The organism is Rhodococcus sp. PAE-6, assembly GCF_025290685.1.
Classification (GTDB): Bacteria; Actinomycetota; Actinomycetes; order Mycobacteriales; family Mycobacteriaceae; genus Rhodococcus; species Rhodococcus pyridinivorans.
In genome coordinates this window covers 163,981-181,557 of sequence record NZ_JAOCLZ010000003.1, presented here as the reverse complement: position 1 = coordinate 181,557, position 17,577 = coordinate 163,981, and the positions used below count along the sequence as shown (strand labels likewise).

Genomic DNA, 17,577 nt, shown 5'->3' with positions numbered 1-17,577 from the left:
TGTTGAGGGCAGGGGCATTCGCCGGTCTGGATGCTGCCACTGGTGATCAGTGTGCGATGTACTTGGTGGCGAGATACTCGTCGATACCTTCGACCGATCCTTCGCGGCCGAAGCCGGACTCCTTCACCCCTCCGAAGGGCGCGGCCGCGTCGGCGATGATGCCTCGGTTGATTCCGACCATGCCGGTCTCGAGTGCGTTGGCGACTCGGGACGCTCGGTCGAGATTCTGGGTGTAGAAGTACGCAGCGAGGCCGTATTCGGTGTTGTTCGCCGCCGCGGTCGCTTCGTCCTCCGTATCGAAGGTGGTGATCGCGGCTACCGGGCCGAAAATCTCCTCACGCAGCAGACGCGCGTCGGGACTCACGCCGTCGAGAACGGTGGGGGAATAGAACGTTCCCGTCCCGTCAGGACGGCCACCGCCGATGCGGATACGCGCACCCTTCGCGACGGCGTCTTCGACCAGAGCATCGACGGTGGCGCACTGCTTCGCGGTGATCAGCGGTCCGATATCGGTTCCTGCGTCGAGACCGTGTCCGGTGCGCAAGGCACCGATGCGTGCCGTGAACTTCTCGCTGAACTCTTCTGCGACGCTACGTGCGACGTGGAATCGGTTGGCTGCTGTACATGCTTGGCCGCCGTTGCGGAATTTTGCAGCCATCGCGCCGTCGACCGCTGCATCGACATCAGCGTCATCGAACACGAGGAAGGGGGCATTGCCTCCGAGTTCCATCGACATCCGCAGGAGCCGATCCGCTGATTGACGAACCAGCATCTTGCCGACACCGGTGGATCCGGTGAACGTGATCTTGCGCAGATCAGCGCTGCTGATCAGTGGTGCGGTCAGCGCTGCAGCATCGGAGGTCGGCAGAATCGAGAGCACACCCTCGGGCAGACCCGCATCGGCGAAAATCTGACCGACGAGCAGCATCGTCAAAGGCGTTTCGGCCGCTGGTTTGACGATGATCGAACATCCGGCCGCCAATGCTGGACCGATCTTGCGCGTGGCCATGGCCAACGGAAAGTTCCAGGGGGTGATGGCCAGTACCGGCCCGACCGGTTCTCTGGTGACGACGATGGTGCCGGTTCCCGAGGGGGACGGCGAGACTCGCCCGCTGATTCGGTTCGCTTCCTCGGCAAACCAGTGCAGGAATGATGCGCCGTATTCGATCTCCGCATACGCCTCGTGGAGCGGTTTACCCATCTCGAGAGTGATGGTGCGCGCGAGGTCGTCTGCCCGCTGGTGGATGAGTTCGAATGCGGTGCGCAGTATTTCGGCACGTCGACGCGAGGGAGTCCGCGCCCAGTCCCCCTGCACAGCAGTGGCGTGTTCGAGAGCTCGGCGTCCATCCTCGGGCGCGGCATCGGCGACATGCGCAATCACGGCACCGGTCGCGGGGTCCTCTACGGGGAAAGTGGTGCCGGTAGACGAATCGACGAGTTCTCCACCGACCCAGAGTTGGGTGGGGACGCCCGCGGGGAGAGTGTGGGTCATAGCTCCTGCCGAGTGTGTGAAGGTTCATCGCCACGCCCGACCAGTCGGCACCCGAACCGGGAGCCGAGGCCGATGCAGGTCGCTCGGGTGTAGCCACGCGCGTTCGGTGGCCACACCCGAGCGGGCGAGCGGGTACTAGCTGGTGGTGATGGACTTGCGTGCCTTGTCCTGGAGGGTTTCGAGTGCCCGGATGAGATATCCACGGAAGACAGTGTGGTTTTCGCTCATCGGGAAGTGGCCGATCTCCTTCATCTCGATGAACTCGGCGTTCGGGATCTGCGCCGCGGTCCGGGCGCTGTCCTCGGGGGTGGTGAGGTAGTCGTAGTCACCGGTCAGCATCACAACCGGGCACCGGTCACCGTCGATGTCCGCGAGCTTTCCGCGCAGGTCGTGATCGACCGAGTAGAAGTGCAGGTCACCGCGGAAGGACTCGGAACCCTGGCTGTAGTAGAACCAGGTCTTCCAGCGATCCGCCTCCGGCGACTGAGGTGCCATCAGGTCCCACACGCCGCTCGCGCAGACCTGTGCCGCGTTGGCGTGGGGGTGCTGCCACCAGTCGAGGTAGAAGCCCGGCGAATAGTCCGCACCCTCGACAGGGATGACGCCGGCGAAGCGGTCAGGGTGCCGAAGCGCAAGCTGCAGGGCGATGTTCCCACCGAACGAGGATCCCATGAAGATCGGGTTCTCGAGTTCGAGCGCGTCGCACAACGCCACGATGAAATTGGCGAAGTGGTCCGCGGAAAGCTGGTACTCCTCGGTCCACCATTCGGTGTTCTCCGGCGGATCGGACTTCCCGTGTCGCGGCAGGTCGTAGGCGATGACACGGTAGTTGGCGGTGATCTCCTCGTCTTCGAGCAGACCGCGCCACTGGTGGTTGTGGCAGCCGGCGGTGTGCTGGCACACCAGCGGCTGGCCGGTGCCGTTCTCGAGGTAGAAGACCTTGTACAGCAGTCCGTCGACGTCGACGTCGACGTAGTGGCCGGTGACCGGGGAAATCTTGCTCATCAGTGTTCCTTACGGCTCAAAGGGGGTGGGAGGATCAGACCGGGACGCCGACGGTGCGCAGGAGTTCGATCTGGCGGGTGATGCACCGCAGGTTCTGCATCAGCACCAGGATGTCGCCTTCGAGCTTCATGTCGCGCTGGAAGCTCGCGGCCCAGATGCCGTGGTACATCGGGGCGGGCACCGGGACGCCGAAGTTGCGCCAGGTCTCAGCGCTGGCACGCAGCGCGAACTGGTACGGCACATCCAGCGGACCCGGGTCGATCGCGATGTCCACCACGTTGCCGCGGCTCATCTGGATGACGAACGTGTGGTCGGTCATGTCGAGCAGGTACGAGCAGGTGAAGTACTTGCCGTGTGCCTGGATCTCGGGGTCGGTGTTGTTCGCCTCGGTGAACGAGGCAGCCCAGTCGGCCGTGTCGAGGGCACGCGTAGTGACGGTCATGTGGGATTCCTTCGATGAGGGAGACAGCGAGGCCGAGTGCGAGCACTCGCTCCGGTATGCCGACCCGAATCCGGAAAGTGCTGGCCTCCCGGATGCCGTGCCGGCCATGACAGCCATCACACCTCGTGTCCGCCGGGTGCGTCCAATACCTATCCGGCCCGGATCGATAGGCAATGACTACTGGTCTCCCGGGGTGGTGTTGGCTATCTTCGGAAACATGCAACCCCAGCTCGACCTGCGACTTCTGTCCTATTTTGTGGCAGTTGCGGAAGAGCTGCACTTCGGGCGCGCAGCCGCCCGTCTGCACATCGCTCAGCCCTCATTGAGCGTGCAGATCCGCAAACTCGAGCAGAACCTCGGCGCGGTGCTGCTGCTGCGCAGCAGCAGGCATGTCGAACTGACCCCTGCCGGCCAGATCCTGCTCGACGAAAGCCGCCGGTTGCTGGCGAACGCCGAACGAGCCGTCAACCTCACCCGCGAAGCCGCCCACGGCGTCAGTACCCGCAAGTTGGTCATCGGCTTTCAAGGCAACGCAGCTGCCGAGCTCACACCGCACATTCTCAGTACGTTCCAGTCGCTGCATCCGGGCATCCAGGTGCAGATGCATTCCTACGATTTCTCCGACCCGTATGTCGGGTTGGCCGACGGATCCTCCGATGTCGCCTTCGTCCGGCCCCCGCTGTTGATGCAGGACTGGCTGGGCATGGAAGCCCTGTTCGTCGAACCCCGGGTGATGGTCGTGTCCGCGAATCATCCGCTCGCCCAGTTGCCCGAGGTGAGCGTCGAACAGGTCACCAACGAGTTCTTCGTCGCACGCAAAGCCCCCGAGAACTGGCGAAACTACTGGCTGGCCACAGAATCGCGCCAAGGCGAACCGGTGCGGGTCGGCGCAGACGTCGCCACCGTCGACGAATGCTTCGAAGCGATCCTCGCCGAGCGCGGCGTGGCATTCTCACAAGCATCGACGCAACGCTTCTACAGCAGACCGAGCCTGGCATTCGTGCCGGTGACCGACATCCCTCCCACGGCGCTGTCCATCGCCTGGCGCACGGATGTCGCGTCCAAACCCGTACAGGATTTCATCGACACAGCACGCGCTGTGGCCTCGCTCCACACCGTGCCCGGAGCATGGTCCACCCGGCCTCACAACTCGATCACCGAAGGTGCCCACCGCACGACAGGCTGACTTCTCCTGGCCCCTCGAATCAGCATTCCGATCACTGGTGCCTTCTTACCGAACCCATTGCTCAGCGTGCGAGTACCGCTCGACGTCACGAACGGTCACAGTCTTTCCCGAGCCGACGTGGACCTGTTGCAGACAACCAACGACACGGCGGCCTCCCTCCGGAGACCGCCGTGTCGTTGGTTGTGCAGCACACCTGGGCGTGACTACCCGCGCTGCTCCGGAAGGTTGTGTGACACAACGCCACATGCAAACCCGGTCCGAAGCCACGCAACAGACGTAGTCCTCTGCGCACCCAGTCCGAACCGAGGCGACATCGCGAGCAGCGATGGCCCTACGACAGCCGGCCGTTCACCCGGCGGGGGATACCCCACGGGTTCGCATCGACGAGAGCGGACGGCAGGTTCGCTTCGGGCACCGACTGGTAGGCGACCGGACGCAGGAACCGCCGAATCGCGGTCGCTCCGACGGAGGTGTGTACCGAGTTGGTGGCCGGGTAGGGACCACCGTGGTGCTGAGCCCAGCCCACGGCCACACCGGTGGGCCATCCATTCCAGATGACGCGCCCCGCACGGCGCGCAAGCGCACCGAGCAGTCCCGCAGCATCGGGATCGTCATCGGTTCCGTGGACGGTCGCTGTCAACGTGCCCGGCAGGACAGCCATCGCCGCGTACAACTCGTCGATCGATGTGTAGGTCACGATCAGCCCGAACGGACCGAAGCATTCTTCGAGCAGGTCCTGAGGGTTTCGACGCAGTGCCCGAGCGTCGGTCACGCCGATGACCGGCCGCACCGACAGTTCGTCCAGACCACTCTGCTCGGGCACTGCCACCGGCCGGACCTCGGGATGGTCGAGGATCTGCTGGGACACCTCGAGAAACGACTGCCGGATCCCTGCGTGCAGCAGACGGAACGAATCATCGGCGACCGCGGTTCGAACGAGCCACTCGATCGAACTCTGCTCGGGAACGAACAGCAGCCCCGGCTTGGTGCAGAACTGCCCCGCGCCGAGCAGCAACGATTCGAGGAACTCGCCGGCGATCTTGCCCGACCGGTCCTCGGCGGCCGCAGGTGTCACGAACACCGGATTGGTGCTGCCGAGCTCACCGTAGAACGGGATGGGATCCGGGCGGCCGGCTGCCAGATCGGCCAGCGCACGGCCACCCGATGTCGAGCCGGTGAACCCGACGGCGGTGATACGCCGATCCTGGACGAGCTGACGTCCGATCTCGGCGCCCTGCACAACCCCGAAGGTGCCGTCCGGGGCGCCGCCCGCCCGCAGTCCCTCGTCGATCGCCCGCGCATAAGCGGCGGTCAATCGCGGCTGAGCAGGGTGGGCTTTGGCCACGACGGGGCAGCCGGCAGCCAATGCCGAAGCAGTGTCTCCGCCGCCGAGTCCGAATGCGAACGGAAAGTTGCTCGCACCGAACACTGCGACAGGTCCGGTGGGTACGAGCATCCGACGCAGATCGGGACGCGGAGCAGGGTGCGCATCCGGATCGGCCGTGTCGATGATCGCTTCCAGCCAGGAGCCCTCCTCGACGACCTCGGCGAACATCCGCAGCTGCGTCGTCGTCCGCGTGACTTCGCCGCGCAGGCGCGGCTCGGGCAGTGAACTGTCGGCGGCCGCCAGCGGCACCAGTTCCGACGCTGTGGCGTCGAGCGCATCGGCCACCGACCGCAGAAGGTGCGCTCGCTCGTGCAGGTCCGTACGAGCAAGAGGCGCCGCGGCGGCCTCGGCGGCGTCGAGAATCCGCTCGTAATCCTGCGCGGTGGTGTCGAGAAGAGTGTCTGTCGCAGTGGTTTCCATTGCTGTCCTGTCGAATTCGGAGCATTCCGTGCTGAGTGTGTGGATCTCAGTGTGCGGGAGAACCGATGTGATGCGACATCTCCACATGGAGATGGTGTGAGTGCAGTCACCGCCTCCAGGATGGGCATCACACGAGATACCGGATGACTTTGGAGGACGACGATGACCGCAACGACAGGACCACTCGCGGGGGTTCGGGTACTGGATATGACACGTCTGGCGCCCGGACCGTACGCGAGCATGCTGCTCGCGGACCTCGGCGCAGAAGTGATCGCAATCGGTGGTGGTCGTTCCGGGCTTCCGGTGCCCGCGCTGTCGCGAGGCAAGGAATTCATCTCGCTCGATCTCAAGACCGCCGACGGCCTCGACGCCCTGCACACCCTCGTTTCGGAAGCCGACGTCTTCATGGAAGGATTCCGCCCCGGAGTGGCAGACAAGCTGGGCGCCGGTTACACGGAACTGTCGGCCCTCAATCCCGGACTCGTCTACTGCAGCGTGACGGGCTACGGCCAGAACGGGCCCATGGCGCAGCGCGCCGGGCACGACATCAACTACCTGGCCATCGCCGGTGCCCTCGGGACCTTCGGCCCCTCGGATCACCCGCCGACACTGCCGCTGAACCTGGTCGCCGACTTCGCAGGCGGCGGATTGCTGTCGGCATTCGGCATCATGTCCGCCCTCTACGACCGCACGCGTACAGGCAAAGGCCGGTACATCGATGCCGCCATGGTCGACGGCGTGCTGTCGATGATGGGAATGAACTTCGTCGATTGGCAGACGCCGACGCTGCCCGGACGTGGACACGGCGTACTGACCGGATCGATGCCGTTCTATCGGTGCTACCGCTGCTCCGACGATCGCTACGTCGCAGTCGGGGCCCTCGAGACCGCCTTCTTCGAACGGTTGTGGACCACCCTCGACCTCGGTGCCGTTCCGAACCATTTCGACGAGTCCACCTGGGACCACATCGAAAAGTCACTGACCACAGCATTCGAGACGAAGACGATGGCGGAGTGGACCACAGTGTTCGCCGATGTCGATGCCTGCGTGACACCGGTACTCGAACCGCACGAACTCGCCACCTTCGATCAGATCGTCGCCCGGGACCCGGACTTCGCACTGGATTCGGTCCCCGTGGTCCCGGTGTTCTCCGACGGCCCGACACGGCGCGCCACCGACACCCATGTCAAGACCGAGGAAGTGCTGCGCCGTGCCGGTGTCGCCGAAGACCTCGCCCACCGGGCGGCCGCAGCCGGTATCCCCTCGTCCGTGACGGGTCTGAGCTGGCCCCCACTGTGACCGTCGAACTTCCGAATCATCGCCTTCCCCACACAGACCAGGAGTAATTCATGAGTATCGAGTATCGCGAATTCCGCGAGAGCGTCCGCAAACTCGCGCAGACCAAGATCGCACCGCACGCCGCCGATGTGGACGACAAGGAACGATTCCCCTCGGAATCCTGGGCAGCCCTGCGCAGCAACGACCTGCCCGGACTCGCCTACCCCGAGAGCCTCGGCGGCAGTGGAGCCGACCTGCTCGCCCAGGTCATCGCTGTAGAAGAAGTCGCAGCGTCCTGTGCAAGCACGGCACTGGTCATGCTGGTCAACTGGGCCGGCACCTCCACCGTGCTCCGTCAAGGCTCCGACGAACTCAAGCAACTGGTGGTACCGAACGTCGCATCGGGCGCCGCCGGCGCCGCATGGTGCATGACCGAGCCGCGCGTGGGCTCGGACCTGTCGGCGATCGCAACGACCGCAACCCAGGATGGGTCCGACTGGATCCTCAACGGTCAGAAGCGGTTCATCAGCAATGCGCCGTGGGCCGACTGGTACGCCGTGCTGGCGAAGACCGGAGAGAAGTCACTCGGCATCTTCATGGTGCACAAGGACGACGCCGGCGTCAGTTTCGGCGCTCCCGAAAAGAAGATGGGTATGCGCGGCAGCCCCACGACCGACGTGAACTTCGACGAGTGCCGACTGCCCGCCGTCCGGGTCGTCAACGACCCCTACCAGGGGTTCGCGTACATCTCCGAGGAACTGAACGTCAGCCGGGCACTCATCGCCGCGCAGGCTCTCGGCATCGCACAGGGCGCATTCGATGCCGCCGTGTCGTACACGACCGACCGCGAGCAGTTCGGCCAGTCCATCTCCCGCTTCCAGCTTCTGCGCGGCATGGTCGCCGATATGGCCGTCAAGATCGAGTCGGCCCGCACGCTGCTGTACGACGCAGCCCGTCTCATCGACGACGGGGAACCGGCGGGACGGACGAAGGCGGCCATGGCGAAGCTGCTGTGCAGCGACACCGCCATGTCGGTGACCACCGATGCGCTCCAACTGCACGGCGGATACGGCTATGTCCGTGATTATCCGGTCGAGCGGATGATGCGCGACGCCAAGATCACCCAGATCTATGAGGGCACCAACCAGATCCAGCGACTCATCATCGCCAAGTCGGTATACGGAAAGTAGGCGCACCGTGCACCACCCCCAGCAACAACAAGCGCTGAGCGGCATCCGGGTCCTCGACCTCGGCGAGATCATGCAGGCGCCCGTGGCCGCGCAGGTTCTCGGCGACCTCGGCGCCGAAGTGATCAAGGTCGAGCGCGGTGTCAACGGAGACATGCTGCGAGGCCTCGATCGCGAGTCACTCGACGAAGGTCGCCCCAGTGCCTACTTCGCCGCGGTCAACCGCAACAAGCGCAGCATCGCACTGAACCTGAAAACCTCTGAGGGGCAGGACATTCTCCATCAGCTCCTCGCGGAGGCGGATGTTCTCATCCACAGCTACCGGACCGCGGCAGTCGAACGACTGGGCTTGACCTACGACGATCTGCACGAGCGCTATCCTCGGCTCGTCTACGGCACTGCGACCGGATTCGGCGAGACCGGGCCATACGCCCACAAAGCAGGCCAGGACATGCTCGCGCAGGCACTGAGCGGAATGGCACGCGCGTGCGGCGACCCGTCGATCTCGGCATACGTACATCCGGTACCGACCGTGGACTACGCCTCGGGTATGGCCCTCGCCCAGGGAATCTTGGCAGCACTGTTCGAACGCGAGCGCTCCGGCCGCGGCCAGAAGGTCAGCGTCAACCTCTTCGATACAGCACTGGCCCTGCAGACTCTCGAAAGCTCCACACTGCTGGCGTACCAGCGTGAGACCAACTGGGTCAGCGACTGGTACAGCGGCATCTTCGAAACGACCGACGGTCTGCTCTTGGTACTCGGCCTGTTCCGCGAGAACGCTCTGGGTCTGGCATGCAAAGCTCTCGACATCGACGATCTGTCCGTCCAGCCGACGTTCGCCACACCACAGCTCCAGGCAGAGAACAAAGAGGCCGCCAACGCGGTTCTGCGTCCGCTGGTCGCACAGTTGAGCACCGCCGAGGCGGCAGAGTTGTTCGACGGGGTCGATCTGCTGTGCGCACCGCTGCTCACCCTGCAAGAAGCGCTCGATCATCCCCAGACGCGGCACAACGGCACGCTCGTCGACGTCGAGATCGAGGGTGTGCGCACCACCCGGTTGATGGGCAACCCTGTCACGTTGTCCCGCACCCCCGCCCAGGTGCACCGTGGAGTGCCGGCGGTCAGTGAACATGCCGACGAAATCCTCCATGAGCTCGGTATCTCCGAGTCCGATGTCCAGACCTTGCGCAATAAGGGAGTGATCCGATGAGTAATGCGATGCAGACGGACCCGACGAGCCCGACCACCGGCACCGCCACCGCGATGGTGCTCGAAGGCTTCGGACAGACCATGACCGCGACGACGTTTCCGCGCGTGACCCCCGATGCCGGCGCGGTCGTCGTCGACGTCACGCACGCGGGAATCTGCGGAACCGACATCCACCTGCAGCAAGGTCGCCTGCCCATTCCGGTACCGCTCATCCTCGGACACGAGGCGGTCGGTCGCGTACACGCCCTCGGCGAGGGAGTCACCACCGATGCCCGGGGCGAGCAACTGCACGTCGGGGACGCGATCTCATGGGCGTCCAACATCCCCTGCGGGCACTGCTACTACTGCCAGGACCAGCACGAACCGTCGCTGTGCGAGACCCGCAAGGTGTACGGCATCAACCAGTCGTCGGCCGACTGGCCCCATCTGTCGGGTGGGTGGTCCGAACAGATCTACCTCCAGCCCGGCTCGACGATCATCCGCATCCCGTCCTCGGTGACCCCGCAGCAGGTGATCGCACTCGGCTGCGCCGGCCCGACGGCCGTGCACGCCGTGAACGATATCGCCAAGCCGCAGACAGGTGATGTCGTCGTGGTCCAGGGCAGCGGACCGGTCGGCCTGGCCTGCGCCATGTACGCCACACTCGCCGGCGCAGCAAAAGTGATCATCGTCGGCGGGCCGGCCAACCGTCTCGAGGTCGCGCAGGCCGCCGGCATCGGCGACATCCACATCGACATCTTCACCGAGACCGATCAAGAGGCCCGCCTGGAACGGATCCTCGCGCACACACCGGACGGGCGCGGCGCCGACGTCGTCATCGAGGCCACCGGCGTCCCGACCGCAGTAGCCGAAGGCATCGACCTCGCCCGCCGCGGCGGCAAGTACCTCGTCGTCGGGCAGTACACCGACCACGGCACCACTCCGATCAACCCCCACTACATCACCAAAAAGCAGCTGCAGGTGCTGGGAAGCTGGGCGTTCTCTCCGCAGAACCACCTCGAATACGTCGAATCCCTCCCCCGGCTGACCGCCCACTTCGATCTCGCGTCGATGGTCACCGAATACCCGCTCACCGAGGCGGACGATGCCATGACCGATATGCGGGACGGGCGCACGCTCAAGTCGGTCCTCACCACCGGAGGCCGGTCGTGACCAACTCCCCGTACACCGCGGCGATCGAGGCGATGCTAGAGCGGATCGACTCGACCGCCAAGCAGACCGACGGCACCTTCCCGCACTACGGCGACATCGAATCCGGCGAATGGACCACCACCGCCGACGGAAACTGGACCGGAGGATTCTGGGGTGGCTTGGCCGCACTCGGCTTCGCCGCCTCGGGTGACGAGCGCCTGGCGCACCTCGCCGACGACATCACCGCGCAGATCCTGCCCCGGCAGAATTCCGACACCGCATTCCGCGGCTTCCTCTTCTGGTACGGGGCCGCAGTCAACCACCTCGTCACCGGAAGCGACGACGCGGCGCAGACCGCTCTGGCAGGTGCCCACGGCCTGCTCACCAGCTTCAACGATCGCGCCGGCATCATCCCACTCGGAGCAGAAGCAGAAGAAGCAGAGGCGGTCGGAGAAGGCGCCGCGAACATCGACGCCGTCCCGGGCACTGTCGCGCTGCTGTCGTGGGCCTCGGCACATACCGGCGACCCACGCTTCCTCGACGCCGCGATCCGCCACGCGCAGCGGCACATCGAACTGTGCATCCGCACCGATGGCTCGGTCTGCCAGTCGGCACGATTCGACACATCCAATGGTGCACTGCTGGATCGCTACACCCACAAGGGCATGAACGCCGACAGTACCTGGGGCCGGGCACAGGCGTGGGCGATGGTGGCATACGCCCAGGCTGCGCAGTGGGCATCGCCGTCCTTCCTGCCGACCGCCGTCCGACTGGCCGAATGGTGGCTCGACCGCACACCGAACGGCGGCGTCGTGTCCTGGGACTTCGACGCCGGCAGCGGTCCGGACGTACCGATCGACACCTCCGCCACGGCCATCGCCGCTGCCGCGCTGCTCAAGCTCGATCGGCTCGTCCCTGAGCGGACCGACTTCCGGGACCGGGCCGTCGCCCACGTCGAGGCACTCCTCGATCACCTCACCCCCACCGGACCACACGACAGCAGACCGGCCGGGATCCTGATGGACGGTTGCTTCGACAAACGCCGCGACTTCGCGACCCGAAACGAACTGATCTGGGGCGACTACTTCCTGCTCGAGTGCCTGATCAACCTGAACAACCGGTCCGATACGCTGAAGTTGTGACCGAACTACCATGACGGGTCACCCGAGACCCCGGAAAGAAGATCGAGGAAAGCCGGTGTCGGAAAATACACCTACTGCAGCTCACGAGTTCACCCACTCGGACCTCAAACCGTCGATCCTCGACAATCTCGCACTTTCGCGCGCCGAGCTGCTGGTTCTGACCGACGAAGCGTCGGCGATGACCACAGCAGGCCAGCGGATCCGGGAGATCGGCGACTTCGACATGTCGCTCATCGGGCGCGTCGAGGTCGATGGGGTGATGGTTCACCGCAGTTGGCAGGGCACGAAGAGCAACGCTCTGCACCGACTGGTGGTGCCGGAAGGGATCGGGCTCGGCGGCAAGAGCATCATGCTCCAACAACCCGTCTGGGTACGGGACTATCTGTCCGATCCCGGAATCACCCACGACTTCGACGCGCTCGTCGAACAGGAGTCACTGCGAGGAATGCTTGCCGTGCCCATGGCTTATGAAGGTCATGTACTCGGCGCCATGTACGTCGGCACCCGCGAATATTCGTCCTTCGGTGATCGAGTCATCGCAGAGATCCAATCGATCGCCGAAACGGCCGCCGTCACTCTCCTCAGCGCCCAAAGGGCCGCCACCCAGACAGAACTCGCCCTCGAAGCCGAACGGAAACGGCTCGCCGAATCCCTACACGATTCCGTGAGCCCGGTCCTTTTCCGGATCGGTGCCGAACTGCAGAGCCTGCGCGCCCTCGCTGACGCGCAGGCGATCCACGATCGCCTGCAGGAGATCACCGAACAGGTACACGCCGTCAATGCTTCCATCCGCAGATCGCTGACCGACCTCACCGCGCGGCCCCCCGAACGGAATCTTCCGGTCGGCATCGAGGAGGACTGCCAGGCATTCACGCTCCGGACCGGTATCCCGGCCCGTTTCGTGCCCCTGACCGAATCCCCCGACCTCGATGCCAGCCGCGTCGAGGCACTCCAACGCCTTGTTCGCGAAGCGCTGGTCAACGTGGAGAAACACGCCGACGCGTCCACTGTGGTGGTCAGCTTGTCGGCGCGGTCGGGCAAGGTGACGGTCGTCATCAGCGACGACGGCCGGGGCGTCGACGGCACCGACGATCCGATGCGAGGAAGCCAGCTGGGGCTCGGATTGGCTGCAGGGCGCCTCGAGCGGCTCGGGGGCGGCATGTCGGTGGTCAGCGACGACGAAAGCGGCACCACCGTGCGCGGCTGGGTAGACGCTCTGGAGGGACCGAGCACATGACCGCGCCACCGAAGACCATCCGCATCCTCGTCGTCGACGATCATCCGATCGTGCGTGGCGGCGTGGAACTACTCGCCCGCGAGGACACCGACCTCGAAGTCGTGGGAGGTGCACTGACCGGCTCTGCCGCGGTCGAATTGGCCCGCACCCTGTCCGTCGACGTCATCCTCCTCGATCTTCGGCTCCCCGATATCCCTGCACCGGAACTGATTCCGCGTCTTCGTCGAGTCGCGCCGCACGCGCGGATACTGCTGTTCACCGCGTTCGCCGATCACGGTGCCATCGATCTACTGATGGAAGCAGGCGCCGACGGCTGCCTCGTCAAGGACATCAGCGGACAGGACTTCGCCACAGCCATTCACCGTGTGTCCAGCGGAATCCGGGTGGTCGACCCGAGGTTGACGGGACCACGAAAAGTCGTGACCTCCGAGGCGCTGTACCGGGCCGGCCTGACCCGGCGCGAGTACGAAGTGCTGCGTTTTGCGGCCATGGGTCACAGCAATCCCGAAATCGCTCAGGAACTGTCTCTCACCCGCAACACCGTAAAGACCTATCTGCAGAGCGCCATGCAGAAACTGAACGCGCGCAATCGCGTCGAAGCCATTGCACGCGCTCACGAACTTCGCTTGCTCTGAATCGAATTCGCTATACCCGGAGCGCACTCCACCTCTCCACATGGAGATGTTATGTGTTCTGGGTCACCCATATATTGAGCCGCAGAAATCATCTCGCGCTCGCGGCAACGGAGGCCCCACATGCCCAAAATGTCCCAAACATCGAAAGTAGGCTTTGCCAGCGGTGTCGGCACAACAGTCGAATGGTACGACTTCTTCATCTACGGCACCGCAGCCGGACTCGTCTTCAACAAGATCTTCTTCCCCGAGTTCGACTCTCTGATCGGCACTCTGCTCGCCTTTGCCACGTTCTCTGCCGCCTTCGTGGCGCGCCCGCTCGGCGGAGTGGTGTTCGGTCACTTCGGTGACCGGATCGGACGCAAGTCCATGCTCGTGATCACCTTGACCATCATGGGCTTGACCACTCTCGGAGTCGGGCTGCTCCCGAGCTACGAGACCATCGGCGTCGCCGCACCGATCATCCTCGTCACCTTGCGTTTCGTGCAGGGTCTCGCACTCGGTGGTGAGATCGGCGGGGCGATCCTCATGGCCGTCGAACACGCTCCCGCCGACAAACGCGGCTACTACGGCAGCTGGGTGCAAATGGGCGTGCCGGCAGGACTGATGCTCGGTAACACGGTCTTCCTGTTGATGGCCGGACTGTCTCCCGAAGCGTTCGAATCCTGGGGATGGCGCATTCCCTTCTTGATCGGCGGCGCATTCGTCGCGATCGGCCTGTTCGTCCGACTGCATGTCGGCGAAAGCCCGAACTTCGACCGCGTCAAGAAGAACGCACAGTTGGAGAAGCTGCCCATCGGGGTGGTCCTTCGCCACTACCCCAAGCAGGTCCTCCTGACCTGTGGTGCCTACTTCGCCATCGGCGTCACCTTCTACGGCACTACGGTATTCGGCCTCAGCTACGGCGTCACGCAGGTCGGCTACACCCGAAACCAGATGCTGACACTCGTCCTCGTCGCCATGGCGGTCACGTTCGTCGCACTACCGTTGTTCGGCAAGCTGTCGGACGCCTACGGCCGAAAGCCGGTCTTCCTCGCCGGGGTTCTCGCCATGCTGCTGTTCACCTTCCCCTGGTTCTGGCTGGTCAACTCCGGATCCTTCGCGCTGGCGATGATCGGGTTCGTGGTGTTCTGCCTCGCCTTCGCCACCTCCTACGGTCCCCTCGCAGCCTTCTTCGCCGAAGCCTTCGACACCCGCATCCGCTACACCGGAATCTCCTTCGGCTACACGATCGGCACCCTCGCCTCGAGCGCTCCCGCACCGATCGTCGCCACCTACCTGCTCGATCGCACCGGCTCGTACGTCGCCGTGGCGCTGTTCATGGTCGCAATGTGCGCCGTCTCCGTCGTCTGCGTGATCGCCATGCGCGAGACTTACCGACAGGACCTGTCCGACAACGACGAAACCTCCGGACAGGAACAGCTGTCACCGACCTCTCACTGAGCACGCGCACGCACCGGTCCCCGGTCGCCGACGTCCCGCCCCCTTCGGCCGGCCGCCGATTCGTCCGCACACGATCCCACGGCCGTGGACCTCGACAGACATCCATCCCACCCCGATTCCCGGGGGCGCGGAACTCCTCCCCCCGCGCCCCCGGCACCCTCGAAACGAGTCCAGATGAGCATCGCCGAACCGTCGCTGCACCCGTTGGCTCTACCCACCACCTCACTGCGTGCCCTGGTCACCGGCGTCGAACAGAACGAAGGCGCCCACGTGGCCCGAACGTTGGCAGCAGCTGGACACCACGTGTTCACGCACAGCTTCACCCTCGATGCTGCCGAGCACCTCGCCGGCCGAGTCGCCGATGACGACGGGATCGCTCATCCGGTCGCGGCCGATCTGACCCTCGAATCCGACGTCGACAACATGTTCACCCACCTCGAGCGACGATATGGCGGCATCGACGCGCTCGTGCACACCGCATGGCTACCCGGCCCGGAAACAGCATGCCACTCGCTGAGCGAGATCCGCCCCGCCGACTGGGGCCGGTTCACCTACGACCACATGGCGTTGTTGTTCCACACGACCAGACGTGCTGCAGTATCCCTGCACCGCACCGGCAGCATCGGATCGATCGTCACCGTCACCGGCCTGGATACGCTCCGCAGAATCACCGACACCGATCGAGGACCGGCGCGAGACTCCATGGACGGCGCAATCGAATCCTTCGCTCTCGCCGCCGGACGTGAACTCGGCAGTAACTTCTTGCGGATCAACAATATTCGTCTGGTACCCACCCCGACTCCGGAGACAAGTGTCACCGCTGCTGCCCCGATACGCCTCGAAGCGGTGCTGCCGGAGCTGATCGACCCAGCATCCGATATCGGCTCCGGTGGCATCTTCACTGCCTACACCTCGTTCCCTGCACCTGTGCGGTGATCGGCGTCGGCCCGATGTCCCCATTCGTTGTCATCGGCGCGTCGAATGTTGCCCGGCTCGTGTGCGCGTCGCTCACCCAACGCCACTTCGATGTTGTCCACCTCGATGCACCCGACGACCCGGAACTTCTGCAGATCACCCAGCACGACCCGGCCGGGGTCGCCGTCGTCACCCACGACGACGCGGTCGCCGTCCGTTATGCCCTCGCCATCGCCCACATCAGTCCCCACACACCGATGGTCGTGACCGTCTTCGATCGCACCATCGCCAACCAGCTCACCCGATTGATTCCCCACTGTCAGGTCACCTCCCCCGCAGACCTCGCGACACCGTCCCTGGCCGGCCCGTGCATCGCTGCCACGATCGACGCCGCGCACACCGCGCCCGATGGCACCACACGCGTCCTCCGACAATCCGCCCACGGTGACCAACCGACCTGGCAGCCGCTACCCCACAGCCGCACCAGCAGAATTCGCCGCCGATTCGTCCACTCCGTAGGCACACTACGATCCCACGACGCCGGCACCCGCATGCTGCTCACCGGCCTTATCGGACTGCTCGCCATCCTCCTGATCGATTGGATATGGCTCACTGTCGGCAAAGGCCACCACTGGGTCGAGTCCCTCAAAGAAGCAGTCCAGGTCGTCGCCACCGTCGGTCCCGCACCGGCCTCATACGGCGACCACACCTATGACGTGTTCGCGGCTCTGGCGATGTTGGCGGCGATCGTGTTCACCGCCATGTTCACCGCCGGGATAATCGAACGTCTGCTCGGAACCAGCCTCATCGGCTTGATCGGTCAACGGGTTCTCCCCCGCCGCAACCACGTCATCGTCGTCGGATTGGGACAGGTCGGTCTCCGGTTGTGCCTCGAACTCCGCAAACTCGGCATTCCCGTCGTCGCCATCGAACGCGACGATCGAGCCCGCAATCTGCGCCTGGCTCGAGCACTGAACATTCCCACCATCGTCGGGCACGGTACCGACAGAACCCTCCTCGAACGCGCCCGCCTCGACCGGGCCCGATGCCTTGCCGCCGTGGGCTCCGACGATCGTGACAACATCGCCGTGTCCGTAGCAGCCCACGGAGTGCACTCCGACGCCAGACTCGTCCTCAGAGCCGGCGAACACGAAGCCCTCACCGACACCGGATCCCTCCTCCCGCTAGGGATCACCAGGAATGTCGCAACCTTGAGTGCAACCTTCGTCGTCGCCCGACTGCTCGGTCTCGACGCACACCGTGTGGTAGTCGCAAACGACACGATCCACCTCGAACTCGACGGGTCCTTCGAACAGTTCGTCCTCGCCGCACGACACCATTGCCCCCATGTCACCGGGACAGATGCTCACTACCCCTCGTTCGAGGTACGACTCCGACGAACGCCTTCGAGGCAGCGCACATCAACATGGCACGAATCCGGAGCCGACAGACAATAGCGTCGACGATTGTC

Annotated in this window: 15 protein-coding genes; 11 read left to right on the top strand and 4 right to left on the bottom strand. The window is 64.6% G+C overall.

Annotated features, from left to right (window positions below):
• Positions 1–46: 46 nt before the first annotated feature.
• The 3 genes from NVV99_RS08745 to NVV99_RS08735 form a co-directional block, all read right to left on the bottom strand.
• Entirely contained in the window at positions 47–1,492 is a 1,446-nt protein-coding gene (locus NVV99_RS08745) for an NAD-dependent succinate-semialdehyde dehydrogenase (protein ID WP_024102236.1), read from the bottom strand.
• Between the two features lie 135 nt (positions 1,493–1,627).
• Entirely contained in the window at positions 1,628–2,497 is an 870-nt protein-coding gene (locus NVV99_RS08740) for an alpha/beta fold hydrolase (protein ID WP_019288297.1), read from the bottom strand.
• Positions 2,498–2,531: 34 nt separating this feature from the next.
• Positions 2,532–2,939, bottom strand: a complete 408-nt coding sequence (locus NVV99_RS08735; RefSeq protein ID WP_006553284.1) for a hypothetical protein — start codon at positions 2,937–2,939, stop codon at positions 2,532–2,534.
• On the opposite strand from NVV99_RS08735, the gene NVV99_RS08730 reads away from it, so the two are divergent.
• Positions 2,938–4,125 carry a LysR family transcriptional regulator gene (locus NVV99_RS08730; RefSeq protein ID WP_269324910.1) on the top strand — a complete coding sequence of 396 codons (1,188 nt, stop codon included), beginning with the start codon at positions 2,938–2,940 and terminating at the stop codon, positions 4,123–4,125. The genes NVV99_RS08735 and NVV99_RS08730 overlap by 2 nt on opposite strands.
• Before the next feature lie 331 nt (positions 4,126–4,456).
• Here the strand turns inward: NVV99_RS08730 and NVV99_RS08725 are convergent, their stop codons facing one another.
• Positions 4,457–5,932 carry an aldehyde dehydrogenase (NADP(+)) gene (locus NVV99_RS08725; RefSeq protein WP_260782814.1) on the bottom strand — a complete coding sequence of 492 codons (1,476 nt, stop codon included), beginning with the start codon at positions 5,930–5,932 and terminating at the stop codon, positions 4,457–4,459.
• 162 nt (positions 5,933–6,094) lie between these two features.
• On the opposite strand from NVV99_RS08725, the gene NVV99_RS08720 reads away from it, so the two are divergent.
• From NVV99_RS08720 to NVV99_RS08675, 10 genes are all read left to right on the top strand, one after another.
• Positions 6,095–7,231 carry a CaiB/BaiF CoA-transferase family protein gene (locus NVV99_RS08720; protein ID WP_082921039.1) on the top strand — a complete coding sequence of 379 codons (1,137 nt, stop codon included), beginning with the start codon at positions 6,095–6,097 and terminating at the stop codon, positions 7,229–7,231.
• Positions 7,232–7,281: 50 nt separating this feature from the next.
• Entirely contained in the window at positions 7,282–8,400 is a 1,119-nt protein-coding gene (locus NVV99_RS08715; RefSeq protein WP_006552209.1) for an acyl-CoA dehydrogenase family protein, read from the top strand.
• A gap of 7 nt (positions 8,401–8,407) precedes the next feature.
• Positions 8,408–9,607, top strand: a complete 1,200-nt coding sequence (locus tag NVV99_RS08710; RefSeq protein WP_024102240.1) for a CaiB/BaiF CoA-transferase family protein — start codon at positions 8,408–8,410, stop codon at positions 9,605–9,607.
• A complete protein-coding gene (locus NVV99_RS08705) occupies positions 9,604–10,758 on the top strand; it encodes a zinc-binding dehydrogenase (RefSeq protein ID WP_033097427.1) in 1,155 nt (384 codons plus the stop codon). The genes NVV99_RS08710 and NVV99_RS08705 overlap by 4 nt, the downstream gene beginning before the upstream one ends.
• Positions 10,755–11,879, top strand: coding sequence for a glycoside hydrolase family 88 protein (locus NVV99_RS08700; RefSeq protein ID WP_064256495.1), 1,125 nt, complete (start codon positions 10,755–10,757; stop codon positions 11,877–11,879). The genes NVV99_RS08705 and NVV99_RS08700 overlap by 4 nt, the downstream gene beginning before the upstream one ends.
• 55 nt (positions 11,880–11,934) lie before the next feature.
• A complete protein-coding gene (locus NVV99_RS08695) occupies positions 11,935–13,116 on the top strand; it encodes a GAF domain-containing sensor histidine kinase (RefSeq protein ID WP_254583351.1) in 1,182 nt (393 codons plus the stop codon).
• The gene (locus tag NVV99_RS08690; RefSeq protein WP_006552214.1) at positions 13,113–13,751 is read left to right on the top strand and encodes a response regulator transcription factor; all 639 of its coding nucleotides are present in this window, start codon (positions 13,113–13,115) and stop codon (positions 13,749–13,751) included. The genes NVV99_RS08695 and NVV99_RS08690 overlap by 4 nt, the downstream gene beginning before the upstream one ends.
• 120 nt (positions 13,752–13,871) lie before the next feature.
• Complete coding sequence (locus NVV99_RS08685; protein ID WP_170318517.1) at positions 13,872–15,191, top strand: MFS transporter; 1,320 nt, start codon at positions 13,872–13,874, stop codon at positions 15,189–15,191.
• 174 nt (positions 15,192–15,365) lie between these two features.
• Positions 15,366–16,127 (top strand): SDR family oxidoreductase, encoded by a 762-nt coding sequence (locus tag NVV99_RS08680; RefSeq protein ID WP_260782813.1) that lies wholly within the window; start codon positions 15,366–15,368, stop codon positions 16,125–16,127.
• Between the two features lie 14 nt (positions 16,128–16,141).
• A complete protein-coding gene (locus NVV99_RS08675; RefSeq protein WP_252173295.1) occupies positions 16,142–17,563 on the top strand; it encodes a TrkA family potassium uptake protein in 1,422 nt (473 codons plus the stop codon).
• Positions 17,564–17,577: the final 14 nt, after the last annotated feature.